Source organism: Paenibacillus violae (assembly GCF_032461945.1).
GTDB classification, from domain to species: domain Bacteria; phylum Bacillota; class Bacilli; order Paenibacillales; family NBRC-103111; genus Paenibacillus_E; species Paenibacillus_E violae.
Genome location: NZ_JAWCUD010000013.1, coordinates 24,898 through 45,780, shown reverse-complemented (window position 1 = coordinate 45,780; position 20,883 = coordinate 24,898). Strand labels below are relative to the sequence as shown.

Annotated in this window: 18 protein-coding genes and 1 pseudogene; 14 read left to right on the top strand and 5 right to left on the bottom strand. The window is 46.4% G+C overall.

The window, feature by feature from the left end; genetic code table 11:
* Nucleotides 1–8: 8 nt before the first annotated feature.
* Together RQP52_RS29550 and RQP52_RS29545 are read right to left on the bottom strand one after the other, a co-directional pair.
* Nucleotides 9–500: a hypothetical protein gene (locus RQP52_RS29550; RefSeq protein ID WP_157322955.1), complete on the bottom strand. Its 492-nt coding sequence runs from the start codon at nt 498–500 to the stop codon at nt 9–11.
* Nucleotides 497–829 (bottom strand): YtrH family sporulation protein, encoded by a 333-nt coding sequence (locus RQP52_RS29545; RefSeq protein ID WP_315955158.1) that lies wholly within the window; start codon nt 827–829, stop codon nt 497–499. Before RQP52_RS29545 ends, RQP52_RS29550 begins: the two co-directional genes overlap by 4 nt.
* A gap of 123 nt (nt 830–952) precedes the next feature.
* Here RQP52_RS29545 and RQP52_RS29540 point away from each other — a divergent pair, with 123 nt between their 5' ends.
* The 8 genes from RQP52_RS29540 (at nt 953) to RQP52_RS29505 (ending at nt 10,148) form a co-directional block, all read left to right on the top strand.
* Nucleotides 953–4,552, top strand: a complete 3,600-nt coding sequence (locus tag RQP52_RS29540; RefSeq protein ID WP_315955157.1) for a DNA polymerase III subunit alpha — start codon at nt 953–955, stop codon at nt 4,550–4,552.
* Nucleotides 4,553–4,622: 70 nt separating this feature from the next.
* Entirely contained in the window at nt 4,623–5,123 is a 501-nt protein-coding gene (locus RQP52_RS29535; RefSeq protein WP_315955156.1) for a phosphatidylglycerophosphatase A family protein, read from the top strand.
* A gap of 172 nt (nt 5,124–5,295) precedes the next feature.
* Nucleotides 5,296–5,484, top strand: coding sequence for a hypothetical protein (locus tag RQP52_RS29530; protein WP_057307280.1), 189 nt, complete (start codon nt 5,296–5,298; stop codon nt 5,482–5,484).
* 67 nt (nt 5,485–5,551) lie between these two features.
* Nucleotides 5,552–6,418: an acetyl-CoA carboxylase, carboxyltransferase subunit beta gene (accD, locus tag RQP52_RS29525; protein ID WP_315955155.1), complete on the top strand. Its 867-nt coding sequence runs from the start codon at nt 5,552–5,554 to the stop codon at nt 6,416–6,418.
* Nucleotides 6,408–7,382 carry an acetyl-CoA carboxylase carboxyl transferase subunit alpha gene (gene accA / locus RQP52_RS29520; RefSeq protein WP_315955154.1) on the top strand — a complete coding sequence of 325 codons (975 nt, stop codon included), beginning with the start codon at nt 6,408–6,410 and terminating at the stop codon, nt 7,380–7,382. Before accD ends, accA begins: the two co-directional genes overlap by 11 nt.
* Nucleotides 7,375–9,129 (top strand): pyruvate kinase, encoded by a 1,755-nt coding sequence (gene pyk, locus RQP52_RS29515; RefSeq protein WP_315955153.1) that lies wholly within the window; start codon nt 7,375–7,377, stop codon nt 9,127–9,129. Before accA ends, pyk begins: the two co-directional genes overlap by 8 nt.
* A gap of 157 nt (nt 9,130–9,286) precedes the next feature.
* Nucleotides 9,287–9,739 carry an acyl-CoA thioesterase gene (locus RQP52_RS29510; RefSeq protein ID WP_315955152.1) on the top strand — a complete coding sequence of 151 codons (453 nt, stop codon included), beginning with the start codon at nt 9,287–9,289 and terminating at the stop codon, nt 9,737–9,739.
* Between the two features lie 13 nt (nt 9,740–9,752).
* Nucleotides 9,753–10,148 (top strand): FxsA family protein, encoded by a 396-nt coding sequence (locus tag RQP52_RS29505; RefSeq protein ID WP_315955151.1) that lies wholly within the window; start codon nt 9,753–9,755, stop codon nt 10,146–10,148.
* A gap of 43 nt (nt 10,149–10,191) precedes the next feature.
* Here the strand turns inward: RQP52_RS29505 and ytvI are convergent, their stop codons facing one another.
* Nucleotides 10,192–11,328 carry a sporulation integral membrane protein YtvI gene (gene ytvI, locus RQP52_RS29500; RefSeq protein WP_127457420.1) on the bottom strand — a complete coding sequence of 379 codons (1,137 nt, stop codon included), beginning with the start codon at nt 11,326–11,328 and terminating at the stop codon, nt 10,192–10,194.
* Nucleotides 11,329–11,502: 174 nt separating this feature from the next.
* On the opposite strand from ytvI, the gene ppk1 reads away from it, so the two are divergent.
* Nucleotides 11,503–13,635, top strand: coding sequence for a polyphosphate kinase 1 (ppk1, locus tag RQP52_RS29495; RefSeq protein ID WP_315955150.1), 2,133 nt, complete (start codon nt 11,503–11,505; stop codon nt 13,633–13,635).
* On the opposite strand, the gene RQP52_RS29490 is transcribed toward ppk1, so the two are convergent.
* Complete coding sequence (locus RQP52_RS29490; protein WP_315955149.1) at nt 13,601–15,136, bottom strand: Ppx/GppA phosphatase family protein; 1,536 nt, start codon at nt 15,134–15,136, stop codon at nt 13,601–13,603. The genes ppk1 and RQP52_RS29490 overlap by 35 nt on opposite strands.
* 301 nt (nt 15,137–15,437) lie before the next feature.
* Here RQP52_RS29490 and citZ point away from each other — a divergent pair, with 301 nt between their 5' ends.
* The 5 genes and pseudogenes from citZ to RQP52_RS29465 all read left to right on the top strand — a co-directional run bounded on the left by citZ (nt 15,438) and on the right by RQP52_RS29465 (nt 20,193).
* Entirely contained in the window at nt 15,438–16,550 is a 1,113-nt protein-coding gene (citZ, locus tag RQP52_RS29485; RefSeq protein ID WP_127457423.1) for a citrate synthase, read from the top strand.
* 366 nt (nt 16,551–16,916) lie between these two features.
* The gene (gene icd / locus RQP52_RS29480) at nt 16,917–18,215 is read left to right on the top strand and encodes an NADP-dependent isocitrate dehydrogenase (protein ID WP_315955148.1); all 1,299 of its coding nucleotides are present in this window, start codon (nt 16,917–16,919) and stop codon (nt 18,213–18,215) included.
* 57 nt (nt 18,216–18,272) lie between these two features.
* Nucleotides 18,273–19,214, top strand: coding sequence for a malate dehydrogenase (gene mdh / locus RQP52_RS29475; protein WP_315955147.1), 942 nt, complete (start codon nt 18,273–18,275; stop codon nt 19,212–19,214).
* Between the two features lie 88 nt (nt 19,215–19,302).
* Nucleotides 19,303–19,580 (top strand): annotated as a pseudogene (locus RQP52_RS29470) (hypothetical protein).
* 184 nt (nt 19,581–19,764) lie between these two features.
* Complete coding sequence (locus RQP52_RS29465) at nt 19,765–20,193, top strand: hypothetical protein (RefSeq protein WP_315955146.1); 429 nt, start codon at nt 19,765–19,767, stop codon at nt 20,191–20,193.
* A gap of 76 nt (nt 20,194–20,269) precedes the next feature.
* Here RQP52_RS29465 and yfbR read toward each other — a convergent pair whose 3' ends face one another.
* Complete coding sequence (yfbR, locus tag RQP52_RS29460; RefSeq protein WP_127457427.1) at nt 20,270–20,866, bottom strand: 5'-deoxynucleotidase; 597 nt, start codon at nt 20,864–20,866, stop codon at nt 20,270–20,272.
* Nucleotides 20,867–20,883 lie beyond the last annotated feature (17 nt).

Here is a 20,883-nt window from a genome sequence, read left to right as displayed (position 1 = left end):
CCGAATGCTTAAGTTCGCTTCTCTTGGGCGGTGATCCAAACCGTCAATTCCGTTTGAATTAACACAATCGATTTTACTTCAACAATATATTTTTTATCATGCAAAACGTAGGTTTTTTGAGTAATCAACTTCTCATAGAGCGGTTGAGCGTCTTTGACATAAGTGGCTTTCTGGCCGATGACGAGCTTGAGCTCGCTTTTGATATCACTCTCAATTTCCTTCTGAATATCTTCGCTAATAAGCTCGTCCTGATTTTTGGGAACTAGATGCACATTGACGACATTAATTAAGGATTGTTTATTTTTTGTTTTGTTCAAACTGTCGATATCAGCTCGCAAATCACGATTTTCTTGCAGATATTTATGCATTTCCACATATAACTGCGTATAGGTATGCTGATGAATGCTCATATAGACCGCGCTCCCAATGATGGCTCCCGAAACCATCAGTGCGAAGTTCGCAAGCAAGCGCTGATAGCGGGCAAAAGGAGGAACCCTCAAGGCTGGTGGCCTCCCTTGCATATCATTTGGATGAGCGAGGTGCCGATCTGCGCTCCCACGAAGGCGACGACAATGAGAATGATTTGTTTGATCGCAGGATTCAAATGTCCAATGGCTACATGACTTTCTATATAGCGTATCGGATCAATTGTGCCGCCTACTGCAGCCACCATGGCCCAGATTTTAATATTTTCAGCCACAGTCATCATTTTCTCCGTCGGTGATTGAAGGGTCAGCACAGCTGCAATGCCGCTTAACATGCTGCCTCCGAAGACGACCCCGAAAGCAATGCAGAAGTACAAAATAATATTTGCCCAAAAGATTCCCATGACTTTACCGCTTCCTTTCCCATCCGTTATGGAGGACAGACTCTCTATACTTAATGTATGGGAATGCACGTCTACAATATGATACTATGTAAGGAATAAAATGAGAGCAGGGAGGAAATGCTGATGAGTTCGTTTGTACACTTGCACGTGCATAGTGAATACAGTTTATTGGATGGTGCCGCACGCATGGAGGAGCTTGTTACACAAGCAGCTAATCTGGGCATGACCTCTCTGGCTTTGACGGATCACGGTGTGATGTACGGAGCTATTGCCTTCTACAAAGCGTGCAAGCAGCGTGGCATTAAGCCCATTATTGGGTGTGAAGTTTATTTTACAGCGGGCTCCATTCGCGACAAAGGGACAAGACAAGAACAGCCGATCTATCACCTCATTCTGCTTGCCAAGAACTACCGAGGTTATCAGAATCTGATGAAGCTTTGCTCGATTGGGCATTTAGAAGGCTTTCATTATAAACCGCGCATTGATTTGGAACATCTATCCAAGCATTCCGAAGGACTTATCTGTCTGAGTTCCTGTTTAGGCAGCGAGATCTCGCAGCATTTGCTGCATAACCGGCACGATGAAGCTAGAGAGGCAGCGGAGCGATATCAACGTATTTTCGGGGATGACTTCTTTCTGGAAATTCAAGATCACGGCATGATTGAGCAGAAAAAAGTCATGGTTTCCATGATCGAGCTGAGCAAGCAAACGGGCATTCCGCTGATTGCGACGAACGATGTGCACTATGTGACAGAGCCGGATCATGTTATGCAGGATATTCTGATCTGTATTGGTACTGGCAAAACCGTGGATGATACGGATCGGCTCAAAATGGGAACAAGCCAAATGTATTTGAAAAGCGAAGAGGAAATGCGGCGTTTATTCGTCCATGTGCCCGAAGCGCTGACCAATACGGCTGTTGTGGCTTCGCGCTGCGAGCTCGAGCTTGAGTTTGGCAAGTCGATTCTGCCAAGTTTCCGTCCTATCCCTGAGCAGCTTACCTCAGTCGAATATTTGCGAGAGCTGTGCGAGAAGGGCTTGAATCAGCGGTATGGGGCAAAGCCGGAATGGGAGCAGCTGGACTCGCCGCTGAGGAAACAAGCGGAAGAACGCTTGTCTTATGAATTAGGCGTCATTGAGAAGATGGGATTCTCCGATTATTTCTTGATCGTATGGGATTTCATTCGTTTTGCCCATGAGAAAAATATCATGACGGGTCCAGGGCGGGGTTCCTCGGCTGGAAGCCTTGTCGCTTATGTGCTGCGCATCACCAATGTCGATCCGCTTCAATATAAGCTGCTATTTGAGCGCTTTTTGAATCCGGAGCGGATTACAATGCCCGATATCGATATCGATTTTAGCGATGAACGGCGGGATGAAGTCATTGATTACGTCGTTGCCAAATACGGGCATGAGCATGTAGCCCAAATTATTACCTTCGGAACGATGGCGGCCAAAGCGGCGGTCAGAGACGTCGGACGTGTGTTGAACGTTCCTTACGGAGACGTAGATCGCGCGGCGAAAGCCATTCCGAATCAGCTCGGCATGACGTTGACGGAGGCGCTGCAGGTAAGTTCGGATCTCAAGTCGCTAGTCGCCAGACAGCCCAAGACTGCTGAACTGCTTGAAATGGCCATGCGTGTAGAAGGCATGCCGCGCCATGCATCAACGCATGCGGCAGGGGTTGTCATTTCCAGAGAGCCGCTCACGCAGTATGTCCCCCTGCAAGAAGGGACGACTCAGACGGCGCTAACGCAATATACGATGGAGCATTTGGAAGCCATTGGACTTTTGAAAATGGATTTTCTAGGTCTACGAACATTGTCGATTATTGAACGAACCGTGGATTGGATTGCCCAAATGGAAGGTTTGCACCTGGATTTTGATGGGCTGGATATGGACGCGGACGCGGTCACTTACGGCATGCTGAGCAAAGGGGAAACGACCGGTGTTTTCCAATTGGAGTCTGCGGGTGTCCGCAAGGTGCTGAAGGACTTGAAGCCTTCTGTTTTTGAAGATATCATCTCCGTTCTTGCGTTGTACCGCCCGGGCCCGATGGAGTTCATTCCCAAGTATATTTACGGTAAACACGGTCAAGTGGAAGTGGTTTATCCGCACCCGACGTTAGAACCGATTCTTCGGGATACGTACGGCATTATCGTGTATCAGGAGCAAATTATGCAAATTGCCTCTTCGATGGCCGGTTTCTCCTTAGGTGAAGCGGATTTGTTACGGCGTGCGGTTTCCAAAAAGAAGCGGGAAGTACTCGACGAAGAACGTGCCCATTTCGTGAAAGGCAGCTTGCAGCAAGGGTTTAGTGCGGAAGAAGCGAATCATGTCTACGATATGATCGTTCGTTTCGCCGACTATGGCTTTCCTAGAGCGCATGCTACGGCCTATGGGGTATTGGCCTTTCAGACCGCCTATCTCAAAGCGCATTACCCGATTTATTTCATGGCTTCCATGTTAACTGCTGTGATGGGTAATCACAGGAAGGTGGCTGAATATGTCGATGAGTGCAGGCGGACGAAAATCGCTGTTCTTCCGCCGGATGTGAATAAGAGCGGAACGGTATTTACACCGGATCCTCAAACAGGAGCGATCCGGTTTGGGCTTGCGGCCATCAAAAATGTAGGCACGCAAGCGATCGATGCCATTTTATTTGAACGTAAGAAGTCTTCCTTCGAGAGTTTGCTTGATTTCTGTAGACGTGTTGATCTCCGGGTCTGCAACAAGCGGGTCATCGAATCATTGATTCAAGGCGGAGCGTTCGACTCCTTGGGAGGTCACCGTGCTCAGCTTATGGCCATTCTGGACGAAACGATCGCTTCCGCTACAAAATGGCGCAAGGAGCGAGATGACTTGCAGCTTCACTTGTTCGGCTTCGTCGAAGAGCCGAATTGGGAAGTCGAGTTTCCGAACATTCCGGTTATGCCGCAAAGCAAGCAGCTGGAACTGGAGAAGGAGCTTTTGGGCATGTATATCTCGGGGCATCCGCTGGATGCCTACACACAGTCTCTTGAGGAGATGGACGCGGCCATGGTCTACCAGCTCGCTGAGCTGCCGGATAACAGCGAAGTTCTTGTAGCCGGGATGATCCTTTCGCACAAGACGATCATTACCAAGAAGGGGCAGCCCATGGCGTTCATGGAGCTGGAGGATCGCATCGACAAGGTCGAGGTGGTACTCTTCCCAGAGACCTGGAAGCACGCAGCTCCGCTCGTGCAGAAGGGCAGACTCGTCCTCGTTAAGGCGAAGCTGCAGCTTCAGGACGAGGACCCGCCCAAGCTGCTCGCCGATCAGGTGGCCGCGCTGGACGACCCGGTGGCCCTTCAGCGCCTTCGCCGGCAGCCTGGGGCGCCTAGGCGCGCGGTTGGCGCAGCCGGCGAACAGCCTGCTCGCGCGGCTGCCGTTTCCGGGGCTGCGCGCAGCGGTGCCGCGTTCAAGCAAGCGGCCCCGTCAGCGGGCCGCCAGCCAGCCGCTGCTGAGGCGAAGCCGCAGCGGGTGTTCGTCAAGATCTCGGCTGACTGCGAGCAGCCGGATAAGCTCTTGCAGCTGAAGGCGCTGCTCAAGCTGCACAAAGGGCCGCTCGCCGTTGCGCTTTTCTACGAAAGCAGCAACAAGCTTTTGGCCCTGAGCGACCAATATTTAATCGATCCCTCCAAGGATCTGATCCGGATGATTGAAACGATCATGGGTAAAGATTCCGTGAGGGTGAAATAAAGCATGCTTCCTCCGCATATGAATAGGAACCCGGCATTTCAGGGGCATTCCATGTGTAGGAGGGGGACTTATGACCGAACAACATATGATCCAATTGCTGCAAAAACGCGGTGTGACGGTGGAACAAATTTCCGAAATTGTGTTCAAGCTGCAGAAGCCCTATAATGATCATCTGACGGAACAAGAGTGCACCGACAGTGTAATGGCTGTACTTGCCAAACGGGAAGTGCAGTACACGCTGTACACGGGCATTGCATTGGATGAGCTGGCAGAGAAGAAACTGCTGCCTGAACCTTTGCAATCCATCCTTGAGGCAGATGAACCCTTGTTTGGTGTCGATGAAACATTGGCTCTAGGCATAGTACATGTATACGGAATGATTGGATTAACCAGCTTTGGCTACCTGGACAAAGAAAAAATGGGAATTATTCGAAGTCTCAACGATGATAAAAGCGCTGTGCATGTTTTTCTGGATGATTTAATTTGCGGATTAGCGGCTGCAGCGTCTGCCAGAATCGCTCATCAGAATGAGCATGCGCCTGATTATAGCAGTAAATTACGTCTGGACTAACTTGTTAGTTCAGACTTCACTTTTTTTTCATGAACGTGCTCTGTTGCGGGAAAAAGAGAAATTATGATATCATTATTCCATTGTGTGTGCCTATGCTTATTACAGGATGTATATTATCATCGTACTAAATGCCCTAATCCATGTAGCAGTACTTCATAGGAGGTTTTTTTTCATGTGGACGGTGATATACATAGCTCCTACCGCGAAAATTGCAGAGCGGATTAAACAGAGGCTGACCGAAGAAGGATTTCTCGTACAAGTAAGGGGTATTTCCTTATCCAAAAATCAGTTCGAAATTGTCGTTCCCGCAGGGGAAGTTGAAGAAGTACAAGAAGTACTCAATTCTATTTTACATAGATAATGAAAAGTAGAAGCAAGTAACCTGGCTTGTCAGAGATTCACGATAACAGCCAATTAGAGGTGGAAATGTGCTAAAGGATTTATTTCAAAAGCGTAAATACGCAACGATTCCTTCCGAGAAAACAAAAAGGGAAATTCCCGAAGGGTTAATGAATAAATGCCCGAAATGCGGTACCATTCAAACGAGTAAAGAGCTAGAGAAAAACCTAAAAGTATGTACAGCTTGCGGCTACCATTATCGTTTAAGCGCATTGGAACGTATTCAATTAACGCTCGATGAAGGCCAGATTCTGGAATACGATGCGGATATGATTTCTGAGGACCCTTTACAGTTTCCAGATTATGTTGAGAAATTAGATAAAGCGAAGAGCACGACGAAATTACAAGATGCGATTATTACCGGTGAAGGCACCATTGGCGGCTATCCGGTTGTGATTGCGGCGATGAGCTTTGATTTCATGGGCGGATCACTTGGGTCCGTTGTAGGAGAGCGAATTACGAGAGCTGTTGAGGCTGCCATCGAGAAGAAAATTCCTATTATTATTTATTCCACTTCAGGTGGCGCTCGTATGCAAGAAAGCATTCTTAGTTTGATGCAAATGGCCAAGACAAGCGCAGCCTTATCCAAGCTGAGCAACGAAGGCGGGCTCTTTATTTCCGTCATCACGGATCCGACTTTCGGCGGTGTATCCGCAAGCTTTGCGATGCTGGGCGACATTATTATCGCTGAACCAGCAGCACCGTTTGGATTCACAGGCCGCCGTGTTATTGAACAAACCATTAAACAAAAGCTGCCGGACAATTTCCAGACATCAGAATTCAATCTCGAGCATGGTCAGCTCGATAAGGTCGTACCCCGTAAGGATCTGCGACCTACGTTAATCAAGCTGTTGGACATGCACGGAGTGAAGGGGGAGGCGACTTATGGCGGGTGAAATGCCGTTTGAACAGCCGCTGGCGGAACTAAAGAGCAAAATTGCTGAGCTGCGTAAATTTGGAGCAGAGAAGCAAATTGACTTTTCAGAAGAAATTCGCCGTTTGGAAGAAAGATACGTAGAGCTTGAGGATGAACTTTATGCAAGTATGTCTTCTGCGGAAAAAATGCAATTGGCTCGTCATCCGCAAAGACCGACGACGATTGATTATATTTTATCTATTTTTACTGATTTCATAGAGTTTCATGGAGATCGCTTGTATGGAGACGACCTTGCGATTGTAGGTGGACTAGCCAAATTTAACGGCATTCCCGTTACGGTTGTAGGGCACCAAAAAGGGAAAGATACGAAGGATAATATTGCTCGCAACTTCGGTTGTCCGCACCCGGAAGGTTTCCGTAAAGCGCTGCGCATGATGCGTCAAGCGAACAAGTTTAACCGTCCAATTATTACGTTTATTGATACGAAGGGCGCATTCCCTGGGAATGCTGCTGAAGAGCGTGGTCAAGGAGAAGCGATTGCCAGAAATTTGCTGGAAATGGCCTCTTTTCGCGTGCCGATCATCTGTATTGTTATTGGTGAAGGCGGCAGCGGCGGCGCGTTGGCATTAGGAGTCGGCAACAAGGTGTTGATGTTGGAAAATGCGATTTATTCGGTTATCAGTCCGGAAGGCGCGGCTTCCATCTTATATAAAGATGCTTCCAAAGCTTTACATGCGGCAGAAGCAATGAAAATTACGGCGGATCACATTAAGGATCTGAACGTTATTGACGGCATCATCCCAGAGCCAAAAGGCGGCGCACACCGTGATCTGGCTGCACAAGCAGAATTTATTAAAACAGCGATCTGGGAACAGCTTCAGCCTTTGCTAAGCTTGACCGAACAGGAGCTGTTAGAGGACCGTTACCGTAAATTTAGAGACATTGGTCGGTTCACATTCACTCAGGAGGGAAACCATGCGTAAAACGAAAATTGTCTGTACCATTGGACCAGCAAGCGAATCACAAGAAAATTTGAAAAAACTCTTGTTAGCGGGAATGAATGTTGCCCGTCTCAACTTCTCCCACGGAGATTTTGAAGAGCATGGCGCACGTATCCGCAACCTTCGCGCTGCATCCGCTGAGACTGGCAAAGTAGCAGCTATCTTGCTTGATACGAAAGGACCGGAAATCCGTACCGGTAAATTGAAAGAAGAACCGATTGAGCTTGTACAGGACAAGCACATCATTTTAACAACAGAAGAAATTCTGGGAGATGCAGACCGTATCTCCGTTACTTACTCGGATCTGCCGCGGGACGTTGAAGTAGGATCCACGATTCTGATCGATGACGGTTTGATTGGTCTTACTGTCGTTGACATTCGCGGAACTGAAATCGAGTGCCGTATCGTCAACGGTGGAACAATCAAAAGTAAAAAAGGCGTTAACGTGCCAGGCGTGAAAATCTCCCTTCCAGGTATTACGGAAAAAGATGCCAACGATATTATTTTCGGTATCGAGCAAGGTGTTGATTTCATCGCAGCTTCATTCGTTCGTAAAGCTAGCGACGTTATGGAAATTCGTGAATTGCTGGAAAGACATAATGCAACGCACATCCAAATCATCAGTAAAATTGAAAACCAAGAAGGCGTAGACAATCTGGATGAAATCCTCGAAGTTTCCGATGGTTTGATGGTTGCTCGTGGAGATCTTGGTGTTGAGATTCCAGCTGAAGATGTGCCGGTTGTTCAAAAACAAATGATCAAAAAATGTAACATCGTTGGTAAACCGGTTATCACGGCAACGATGATGCTTGATTCCATGCAGCGCAACCCGCGTCCAACTCGCGCAGAAGCAAGTGACGTGGCAAACGCCGTGTTCGACGGAACCGATGCGGTGATGTTGTCCGGAGAAACAGCTGCTGGGAAATACCCGGTTGAGTCCGTACAAACGATGGCTCGTATTGCTGAGCGTGCAGAAGAAGCTTTGGAATACAAAGAAATCTTTCTTCGTCAAGCACAAGCACAACAAGTTACAGTTACGGAAGCTATCTCTCAAGCCGTAGCTAACTCGGCACTGGAGCTTGGAGCGAAAGCGATTTTGACAGCTACGGAAAGTGGATATACAGCAAGAATGGTATCCAAATACCGTCCAAAATCACCGATCATCGCGATTACACCAAGCGAGCAAGTGATCCGTCGTTTATCTCTAGTTTGGGGTGTTATCCCTGTAATGAGCGAACAAGCCAAAACGACAGACGAGTTGTTCAACCTTGCAGTGGATAGCAGCATCAAAACAGGTCTCGTGTCCTTGGGTGATATCGTTGTTATCACGGCAGGTGTCCCAGTTGGACGCTCTGGAACAACGAACTTGATCAAAGTTCACCATGTTGGCGAGATGCTTGCCAAAGGTACAGGTATCGGTATGCAAACGGCTACGGGTATCGTTGTCACAGCTCGCACACCTGAAGAAGCAAATTCCAAAATGGTTGATGGAGCCGTGCTAGTTACTGTAACTACAGACAAAGAATACATGCCGGCTGTACAAAGAGCTTCCGCGTTGATTACGGAAGTTGGCGGGATCACCTCTCATGCGGCCGTTGTTGCGCTAAGCCTGGGCATCCCGGTTATCGTAGGCGTTGAGAACGCGGTTGAACTCATTAAAGACGGTACAGAAGTTTCGATCTATCCAGAAGTAGGCATTATCTACTCTGGACAAGCGAGCGTTCTGTAGAATATAAACGAAGAGGCTATCTAGAAAGGGCTGATAAGACCCATCTGGATGGCCTCTTTTTTGTTGCCAAGGGAACTATAATTCGCCCAAAAGAGAGTTCCTCCATCCACTATGTTATACTTAGCATATAACGATATCTCAGGAGGAATGCATAATCATGAACGAGGAACACTGGTATCAGCACCAGCTGCGCGTGCGATATGCGGAAACGGATCAGATGGGCGTTGTGTACCATGCCAATTATTTGAACTGGTTCGAAATCGGACGAACAGAGCTGATCAGGGAGCTTGGCTATCCTTACAGCAGAATTGAGGAGCAAGGTTTGCTGCTACCCGTCGTAGAAGCGGATCTGAAGTTTAAGAAGCCGGCTCGTTACGACGATTTGGTAAGTGTTAACACTCGCGTGCTGGAGATGACCTCGGTGCGGCTCCATTTTGCCTATGAGATTCGTAAAGTGAACGAGGATACGGCGAAAGGCGTAGAAGAGAATTCGGGGGAATTACTTGTAACAGGAACAACGCGGCATGTTTGGGTGAATCCTTCTTGGAGGCCAGTACGTATAGAGAAGGAAGCGCCGGAATTGTGGCAGCTGTTATCTAAGTACTCTTAAAGGGGATGGGCTTATGCTTCGTATCATTCTTGCTATTTTCATCATAGTGCCTGCCATTGAAATTTCTGTGCTGATTGCGCTTGGTCATTTTATCGGCGGTTGGACGACATTCGGGCTTATCTTGTTAAGTGGTTTCCTGGGCATTTATTTCGCTAAGCGTGAGGGGCGCAAAGTATTGGAGTACGCTCGATTTGAATGGTCGCAAGGGCAATTGCCGGCACAGCATCTGCTGGACGGGATTTGTATTTTCCTAGGCGGTATTTTGTTGATTACTCCAGGTTTCATAACGGACATCTTCGGTTTTCTGCTTGTTTTTCCATATACGAGACCGATATTCAAAGTCATGCTGCTTGCATTGATCCAAAGACAAATTAGCAAAGGCAATATTCACTGGATTAACCGTAGATAAGCCGCACGCAAGTAAATTATCACAAACAAAAGCTCGGACCCTCTTATTCAGAAGGTGCCGAGCCTTTTTTTATGTAAGTAGCGATATCATGAAAGATTCGTGCTCGATAAAAAGCGGAGATGAGAATTAGGGAAACAGGGCCGATAATGAGCCCTAGGAGCCCGAACAGCTTCAGCCCCACGAACATCGCAATTAACGTTGCCAAAGGATCAAGACCGACGGAGGAGGCGAGTACTTTAGGCTCCATAATTTGTCTGGCTATCACGATGACGCCGTACAGGACACTAAGTCCGATCCCCAGAACCAGATTGCCTTGTGCAAAAAACACGTATAGGATCCACGGCACCATGACCGCGCCAGTTCCCAAGTAAGGCATCAAGTCTGCCAAACCTGTCAGTAAGCCGATGGTGATCGCGTAGTCGACACGTAGGACTAACAATCCGATAATGACAACCAATGCTGTCAGTGATACCAGGATAAGCTGTGCGCGTATGTACCCGAACAGTGCTTTTTGCAAATCGTTACGAATCAACTGCGTGGTTTTCACAATGAGATCGGAGAAAATGCCTTTGTATCTTTGAATGAGTTGATACCAGTCTTTACTTATAAAGAAGGTAGCTAACATGATGATAATGGTAATTGTTGCAATATTCGGTAGCGAGGTAAGCAAACTTTTGAGCGTGTTAAAGACATAATTAATAATAAATTTACTCACATCAGCAATTGAACCTGCTGTGGACGAGAGGTTGTTATTAACGGTTTCCTGATATTTGGGGTTATTTTCAAAAAACTCATTGATTTTCTCGATCCAATCTTGGAAAGCTGTTGAATTGATAAACACATTGAATTGCTCCACCCAACGGTTAATTTGAAGCTGCAGGGTATCCGCAAGAGATCCTAATTCCACAACAATATTGGCAACTAGCAGGGTGATGGCCGTAACCATGGCCGCTAAAAAGAGAAGCATCGAAAAGCTGACGGCAAGCCAACGCGGAAATTTGAGCTTGAATTGAAAAAAATTCACAATTGGATTGAGCATAAGCGCCAAAATCCAGCCAAAAATAAAAGGATAAATCAGTGGAATAACGTAGTAGAAAGCGTAGGCGATTCCAGCTATGATTAAAGCCACCCAAATACCTCTGAAAATCTGGTGAACTAAGCGCGGATTGAGGATACCCATCGTACTTCTCTCCTTGGTTCAGTTCTTTGTATTGTAACATGAACATGGATAAATACGGAAACGAACATCCCTTTACAAAATCTTAATATAATAGTGAAGGGGGGTCTGCATTGTCGGCATTCCAGACACATAGTACAATGAATCAATAAACTAGTTAAATTAATTGGAGGCTTTATGAGTATTGCGCGAGAACCCGATCTGAAAGAAGTTAAAGAGCTCAAGGAACAAAAGGAACTCAAAGAGATTTCGACCAAATACTTAAATCGCGATTTAAGCTGGATCGAATTCAACTGGCGAGTTTTGGAGGAAGCTCAAGATCCAAGCACTCCACTGCTTGAGCGTGTGAAATTTCTGGCTATCGTATCTAGCAATCTCGACGAGTTCATGAGTGTTCGTGTCGCAGGTCTTAAGGATCAAATTAAAGCTGGATATACCAAAAAAGATTTTACCGGCTACACGCCTGCGGGGCTAATCAAGCGAATTATGAAGCGTACGAACAAAATGGTGACCGAACAGTACAAAACGTATCGTGAAGTCACGAGGTTGTTGATGAAAGAAGGCATCGTGTTCACCGAATACGAGGATTTGAATACGAGCCAGAAGAAAGCCATGGATGCTTATTACCACGATATTATTTTTCCGGTATTAACGCCGATGGCTGTTGACCAGAGCCGACCGTTTCCACTCGTACATAATCATTCTGTTTATTTGGCTGTCCTGCTCATCCGAGAAGGTGATGATCCGGATGATGAACCGTATTTTGCCATTGTTCAAGTTCCTAGTAATTTATCCCGTTACATCTCCGTACCTTCACGGCCTAATAGCAAGAAGCAGGAATTTATTCTACTTGAAGAATTAATGGAGCATCATATACAATCGTTGTTCAGCGGCTACATCCCAATATCGGTTCATGGCTTCAGAGTGACGCGTAATGCCGATCTAACGCTCAATGAAGAAGGGGCGGAAGATCTGCTTGAGGAGATCGAAAAAGAGCTAAGACGTAGACGCTGGGGCTCTCCTGTACGGCTTGAGGTTCAAGAAGGCATTCACCCTTATGCGCTTGCCCAATTGCAGGAAGAGTTCGAAATCGAAGAACAGACCTTTGAAATTGATGGGCCGCTCGACATCACTTATTTTATGAAATTGGCGAATACGCTGAATGGTTTTGAAAATCTTCGATACCCGCGGGTAAACCCCAAATATCCGGTGGAATTTGAGGATGAGGTGGATTTCTTCGAAGTGCTGAAGCAAAAGGATGTCCTCGTTCATCACCCTTATGAAACTTTTGATGCCGTGACGGATTTCATTGTCCATGCGGCTTATGATCCTAAAGTGCTTGCGATTAAAATGACCTTGTACCGGGCAAGCGGGAACTCGCTGATTATTCAATCCTTGGCACGAGCCGCGGAATCCGGCAAGCAGGTTACGGTGGTTGTGGAGCTGAAGGCGCGTTTTGATGAAGAACGGAATATCGCTTGGGCGAGAATGCTGGAAAAGTCAGGCTGTCATGTCGTTTACGGACTTGTCGGGCTTAAGACACACGCCAAAATTACCTTGGTCGTACGCCAAGAAGAAAATACCCTTCGCCGATATGTGCATGTGGGGACAGGGAACTATAATGATAATACAGCCCGTCTCTATACAGATGTAGGGCTTTTCACCTCCAATAGTATCATTGGCGAGGATGCTTCGGCGTTGTTCAATGAAATTACCGGCTACTCAGCTCCGCATGACTGGCAGTCGTTTGCCGTAGCTCCTACAGATCTTAAAGATAAGCTGTTCGAGCTGATTGAAAGGGAAGCGGCCCATGCAAGAGAAGGCAAACCGGCGAAAATCATAGCCAAAATGAATTCATTGTCGAATCAGGAAGTCGTGGATGCGCTGTATGCGGCGTCGCAGGCAGGCGTGAAGATTGAATTAATTATTCGTGGCGTCTGCTGCTTGCGTCCGGGAGTTCCTGGACTTAGTGAGAATATTACGGTGCGGAGTATCGTAGACAGATTCTTGGAGCATTCACGGATTTATTATTTCCAAAATGGCGGTCTCGTTGATGTTTATTTATCTTCCGCGGATTGGATGACACGAAATTTGACGCGTCGAATTGAATTGATGTGTCCAGTTATTGACCCGCAGATGAAGAAGATGATGATTTCGATTCTGAACGTCAGTCTGAATGATAATGTGAAAGCCAGAGAGTTAATGTCAAACGGCATGTATACCAGAATAAAAAATGAACTGACCCCTTATCGGAGCCAGTTCGAGGCCATGAAAATTACGTCTTGGAAAAAACTCCAGCTTGAATCTTAAGTTTGAGGCCCCATGCTTTTTCGAAATCTTTGGTTATGGCTGCGAGCTCTTTTAACTCTAAGATCGGGTTGTGAACACAGAGCAGTTTAAGCGTCAAGGACGTATCGGATCGTGTAACGACCAGCTTTTGAACAGGTTGAGTTTCACTGTGATCCAACGCTGTAGCTAGCTTTAAGAGGGTGCCTAACTTTACAATCAACATCTCGTCGGATTCTTTCAACAAATCCTTGTAAGCAAGGGATTGCTGATGGGTCCGGCTTTTTGTTTTGTACGTCGCGATGAGCGAGCAGATCACGATCTCACGATGCGTGAGTCCATCGATGCGGGCATTCGCTAGCATATACTGCGTATGCTTCAGATATTGATAATAGTGAACGCTGACACCAATGCGATGCAGGAGCGCGGTTGTGTGCAAATAACGCGAACTGCCTTCTTCAAGGTTCGAGTGCACCTCAAGCTTGTCATAGAGCAGCATGGCAAGCTGATCGACGCGTCGAACATGCTTCTCAGCTCCATTGGGATGAAGGCACAGCAAGTTTTGGATGCTTGCTTCCAGGACATCCTGCCTAATTGGCTGCTTGGGGTCGTACATCTCGAAGAATATACCGTCTCGAAGTCCCGATCCGCTGACGATGCACCGGGAGGCATTTGCAGCTTGGAACAAGGTATCTAGAATAAGAAGTCCCGGCACGATAATATCGGAGCGTTCTTTGGATAGGCCGTCGACTTTCTTTCTCTTTTCGATGGGAAGGGAAGACAGCAGGGTGACGAAGGAACGAAGCTCTCCGGGCTGCAGTTCGTAGTTATGCGCAAGCTGCAAGGAGTACTTCGATCGTTTCTGGCTCATTTTGCCGAGTGTTCGAATCGTACCACCGAGTCCGATCATCGGCAGATTCGGAGACTGTGTAATCCAGGGGTGATCGGCGATCGCCTCTTCAACCATGCGACGAATATCAGCTGCCCCTTGTTCCGTGAGATTCGCGTTTTTCATAAATTGGTGAGTTGTGTTCACGGCTCCGAATGGGAAGGACACACTGTTCATCAGCTTCCGATCGCGCAGTAACGTTACCTCCGTGCTACCGCCGCCGATGTCGATGACGAGTGCATCCCGAATATCGATGGTATTGATGACCCCCAAATAGCCGTAACGCGCTTCTTCCGATCCGCTGAGCACTTCGATTTGCAGGCTGGTCTGTTCCTCAAGGACACGAACGATCTCTTCGGAATTGACCGCATTGCGAATGGCTGCTGTTGCAACGGCTCTAACCGTTTGAACTTCATGTACCCGGCATAGAAGCGCATAATGCGAAAGAATGGGGACAATAGAAATAATATCTTTGCTATGTAAAATGCCATCATAACCGATGCGCTCGCTGAGCCTTGCGGAGTCCTTGTGCTCGCTTACTACACGGTAGGCTCCCAGCTCATTGATTTCATAGATCACGAGTCGTATCGAGTTGGACCCGATATCGATGATGCCGATTTTTGTGCCGCTGCTCATGTATTTGCTCCTTTATCCGAGAAATCACTGATGCTTTGCCTTTCATTGTATCAAGGGAAGGGCGACTCGACAAACTTTTGCAAATTTCTTGTATAATTCGGGGAAATAAACAAAAACTTGTAGCGTGTGTTTTTAGTTGTGAAGCAAAATAAAATGGCTTTTTTGTGTCAAAAAGATTCTTTATGGTAGTGATAATGAAGTTTTATGTCCTCTTTTGTTCACTTACCGAGTAAAATACTTTATTATTAAAGTTAGGAAAAAAGCAATTTTTTGCTAATAGAGTAGCTAAGGAGAGATTCCAATGACTGCAACCAAAGGTTTAGAAGGAATTGTAGCCACGACCTCGTCGATTAGCTCCATTGTAGATGGAGTGTTAACATATCGCGGGATTGATATTGATGACCTCGCAGAAAATGCGACATTTGAAGAAGTAATTTATTTGCTTTGGTTCGGCAAACTCCCTAACCAAGCTGAGCTTGAGAAACTGCAAAGCGACCTGAACGCTTATAGCAAGGTGCCTGATGCGGTGATCAACCAGTTGAAAACATTCCCGAAAGATGTTAATTCTATGGCTGCGCTTCGCACGGCTGTTTCCGCTCTTGCTCTGTACGATGAAGAAGCGAACGACTTGAGCCAAGAGTCTAACGTTCGTAAAGCGATCAAATTGCAAGCGCAAATCCCTGGCATCATTGCAGCATTCGCTCGTATCCGTGAAGGTAAAGAACCGTTGGCTTCCCCAGGATATTCTTCCGTAGCAGCTAACTTCTTGTACCAATTGACGGGCAAAGAGCCGGACAAAGTTGCGATTGAAGCTTTGGACAAAGCGTTAGTGCTTCACGCTGACCACGAATTGAATGCATCGACATTCGCGGCGCGCGTAACAGTTGCAACACTTACTGACATTTACTCCGGTATTACTTCAGCTATCGGCACGCTCAAAGGACCTCTTCACGGTGGTGCGAACGAAGCTGTTATGGCTATGCTGGAAGAGATCGGTACTGTAGAGAACGTAGTTCCTTACATTAACGGCAAATTAGAGCGTAAAGACAAAATCATGGGCTTTGGCCACCGTGTTTACAAAAACGGAGATCCGCGTGCGAAGCACTTGCAAAAAATGTCTTACGAGCTTGGCAAATTGACTGGCAACCTGAAATGGTACGAAATGTCCGTCAAAGCGGATGAACTGGTGACAGGACTGAAAGGCTTGAAACCGAATGTAGACTTCTACTCGGCTTCCGTCTACACAACACTTGAAATCCCGCGCGACCTGTTCACACCAATCTTCGCGATCAGCCGTACATCCGGTTGGACTGCACACATTCTTGAGCAGTACGAAAACAACCGTTTGATCCGTCCTCGCGCTGAGTACACAGGTCCGGTTAACCAAAAATACATTCCGATTAGCGCTCGCTAATTCGTTTGAATTAGATGTAAACTCAAGGTGCGGGCAGTTCGGTACCAAATCTTCAGGGACTCATGTTCCCTGGGGGGTACTGCAACTCCCGTCGCTTTTTGTGTGTGTAAATGCTTTTACCTAGCTACGGTGACGAGTTGCATTTGTGTAAAGGGTACTCTTTGTAGTAACGTAACTAGTGGAGTGCTTGGCAGTGCCTGTGGAAACGTAGTGCCCGCCTTTATAATCGATTTATTTACATATGAAAATTTTTCAAAGAAAATGGATTATAACAAGCGGTCGGAAGGGACTGCCATAAGCATGCAGCGTATTGCACCATAGTTAACTCATTAATGCTATTTTAAACAAATCTTAGGAGGAACTATCATGCCACAATTCGAAACTTACGAACTGCCAACAGAAGGTCAAAAAATCACCATCGAGAATGGCGTTCTGCAAGTACCTAACAACCCAATCATTCCTTACATTGAAGGTGACGGCACAGGTCCTGACATCTGGGCGGCTTCCGTACGCGTTCTTGATGCTGCAGTAGAGAAAGCTTACAAAGGCGAGAAAAAAATTGCTTGGTACGAAGTTTTCGCAGGCGAGAAAGCTTTTAACAAATTCAACAACTGGTTGCCTAACGATACACTAACAGCTATGCGCGAATACATCGTGTCCATCAAAGGACCTCTGACTACACCAATCGGTGGCGGTATTCGTTCCCTGAACGTTGCGCTTCGTCAAGAGCTTGATCTATACGTATGTTCCCGTCCAGTTCGCTACTTCAACGGCGTTCCTTCACCGGTTAAACGTCCTGAGTTGGTTGACATGGTTATTTTCCGTGAAAACACAGAAGATATCTATGCAGGCATCGAGTGGGAAGCTGGTTCCGATGCAGTTAAGAAAGTTATATCCTTCTTGCAAAACGAAATGGGCGTTAAGAAAATCCGTTTCCCAGAAACTTCCGGTATCGGTGTAAAACCAGTATCTTCCGAAGGTTCTGAGCGCCTAGTTCGCGCGGCTATTGAGTATGCTATCAAACATGGCCGTAAAACAGTTACATTGGTACACAAAGGCAACATCATGAAGTTCACAGAAGGCGCGTTCAAAAACTGGGGTTACGAGTTGGCTGAGCGTGAGTTCGGTGACAAAACATTCACATGGGCTCAATACGACCGCATCAAAGAAGAGCAAGGCGCAGAAGCAGCTAACAAAGCTCAAAAAGATGCAGAAGCTGCTGGCAAAATCATCGTAAAAGATGCGATTGCTGACATCGCGTTGCAACAAGTATTGACACGTCCAACTGATTTTGATGTTATCGCAACATTGAACTTGAACGGTGACTACCTGTCTGATGCACTTGCTGCACAAGTAGGCGGTATCGGTATCGCTCCAGGAGCAAACATCAACTACCTGACGGGTCACGCGATCTTCGAAGCTACACATGGTACAGCTCCTAAATACGCAGGTCTTGACGTTGTTAACCCAGGTTCCGTTATCCTTTCCGGCGTAATGCTTCTTGAGCACCTTGGCTGGTTGGAAGCAGCTCAACTGATCTACAAAGGTTTGGAAACTTCGATCAACAACAAAACCGTTACTTATGACTTTGCTCGCTTGATGGAAGGCGCAACTGAAATTAAATGCTCCGAATTCGCGAACGAAATCATCAAAAACATGGCTTAATCATTTCTAACGCTCCAAGGGTACGATAACTAATCATTATTAGGAGGCACATCTCAAATGGCAATCCGTCGTAATAAAATTACTGTTGTCGGTGCAGGCTTCACAGGAGCAACAACTGCTCTTATGCTAGCTCAAAAAGAACTTGGTAATGTTGTTCTTCTAGATATCCCGCAATTGGAAAACCCTACAAAAGGGAAAGCGCTCGACATGCTCGAAGCTGGCCCGGTTCAAGGTTACGACGCTCAAATTACCGGTACTTCCAGTTATGCAGATGCAGCTGATTCCGATATCGTTATCATCACCGCTGGTATCGCCCGTAAACCGGGAATGAGCCGCGATGATTTGGTAAACACGAATGCGGGTATCGTGAAATCCGTTTGTGAAAACGTAAAAGAAGTGGCTCCGAACTCCATCGTTATCATCTTGAGTAATCCAGTTGATGCAATGACTTATGTTGCGTATCAGGCTCTGGGCTTCCCGAAAAACCGTGTAATCGGCCAATCGGGTGTACTGGATACAGCTCGTTACTTGACGTTCATCTCGCAAGAGTTGAATGTATCGGTTGAAGATGTTAAGGGAGTTGTGATCGGCGGACACGGCGATGACATGGTTCCACTTGTTCGTTACACCTACGCAGGCGGAGTGCCAATTGAGAAGCTGATTCCAGCTGACCGTATTGAAGCCATCGTACAACGAACACGTACGGGCGGCGGGGAGATCGTGAACCTGCTAGGTAACGGTAGTGCATACTACGCGCCAGCAGCGTCCCTTGTGCAAATGACTGAGGCTATTCTGAAAGATAAAAAACGTATCATTCCTACAATCGCTCTTCTTGAAGGCGAGTATGGCTATGATAACTTGTTCATGGGCGTTCTGACTGTCCTTGGTGCGAATGGTATCGAGAAAATTATGGATATCGAATTGACTGAGGCAGAAAAAGCAGCTTTGGACAAAACAGCTACCTCTGTTCGCAGCGTAATTAAAGTTGTAACAGGCTAATTAGATAGCAAGCAAAAAAAGAGTCGGTCTCCTACAAGGGGATTGGTTCTTTTTTTGTTTGAATGCGAGTTTTTTCTTTCTTGTTTTTATGTGGTTTTTACGCATAATTGTAACTAAGGGAGATGATTCCAAATTGAGTAAACAGAATATCAGCACAACAGTTTCAGGAGATTTAATTGTTACCCATCTCATCGGCAAGATAAGTTTTTCAGTGAAACCATTTTGAATCATAGTAAGGCAATTGCGTTTCTCCTTGAAGAAGAAGAGATCATGAATTATTTACAACAAACGAATACAAAAGAATCTGTGAAATTTTTTGATAATTATGAACAGGCATTTCTTTGGTTGGATGGATATTCAGTGTAATAAGATATTTATATCCTTCGTAGCAGTGCCGGATCATCACGCGAGTTATGACAGAGTTAGTCACATTTATATGGAGATATAGTGAAAAAGAACAATTGTTGACATCGCTTTCTTGTCCCCAAGAAAGGTATTCGGTATACTTACATAAGAACGATTCTAATTCAAAATTGCGGAGGTTATTAGAATGTATCAAGTCATGATTTTTTTACATGTACTTAGTGCCTTGCTGCTTGGCGTATACGTCGTGTTCCCGTTCATTGTGGGACGTGCCGCATCGTTAACCGGCGCTGCATTAGAGGGCTTTATGGGGCTGCTGTCTACGCTAAATCGCATTGGACAATTTTCATTAATTGTCACCTTCATCACAGGCGGAGCTATGGTTTCCAAAGTTAATGCATCTGTGTTGTGGATGGTGCTGGCTGTTGTTTTACTGCTTATCGTAGGAGCGGTGACTGGCATGATCGGCGGAAGAATGAAAAAGTTGGTAGCTAACGCCAATGCAGGAAACAGCACGGCAACCGATGCTGCGAAAATCAAAACATTCAGCTGGATTGCTGCGGTAGCTGTAGTAGTTGCTATTTTGTTCATGACGAATCCTCAAATATTGGCTTAATGATTGAAATAAAGGGGTTGTTTCAAACGCAGAGATTTTCTACGTTTGGAACAGCCCCTTCTTCATTGTGGAATGATTATTCTCCTTGACTTGGATTAAGCGTAATTTCGTCCAACGTTTTCTCAAACGAAGCGCTCATATGTTCAAGGAAATAATCCACTTCCGGCATATTCATTTTTTTCAAGCTTTCTAGAATTTGCTGCTTCGCAACGACGAATTCGCGGTTGCCGGTGGAAAGCTCCGTTAAGCACTTGATGTAAGCCTCGAGCAAGTCGGCAGCTTTCACCCAGCGGTAGAGCTCAGGATCCGGTTCCTGGATCAGCTTGCGGTAGATGTCGCTAATTTCCGGCGGAATCGTCTGAATGAGCCGCTCAACAGCGACATCTTCAATTTCGCGGAAGTTGCGCAGAATCTGCTCATTGTTGTGTTTGACGGGCTGTGGGATATCCCCCGTTAATACCTCAGACGCATCGTGGAACAATGCGATAGAGACAACGCGATCCGTTGGCACATTGCGGCCATAGACTTCATTAGCGATCGTACAAAGCATATGGGCGATCGTGGAGACGTAGAAAGAATGCTCAGCTACGTTTTCCCTGCGCATGTTCCACATGAGGCTCCAACGGTCGATATATTTGAGGCGATATAAATAGGCAAAAAAGTGATGATTCATGAGGTTCCTATACTCCT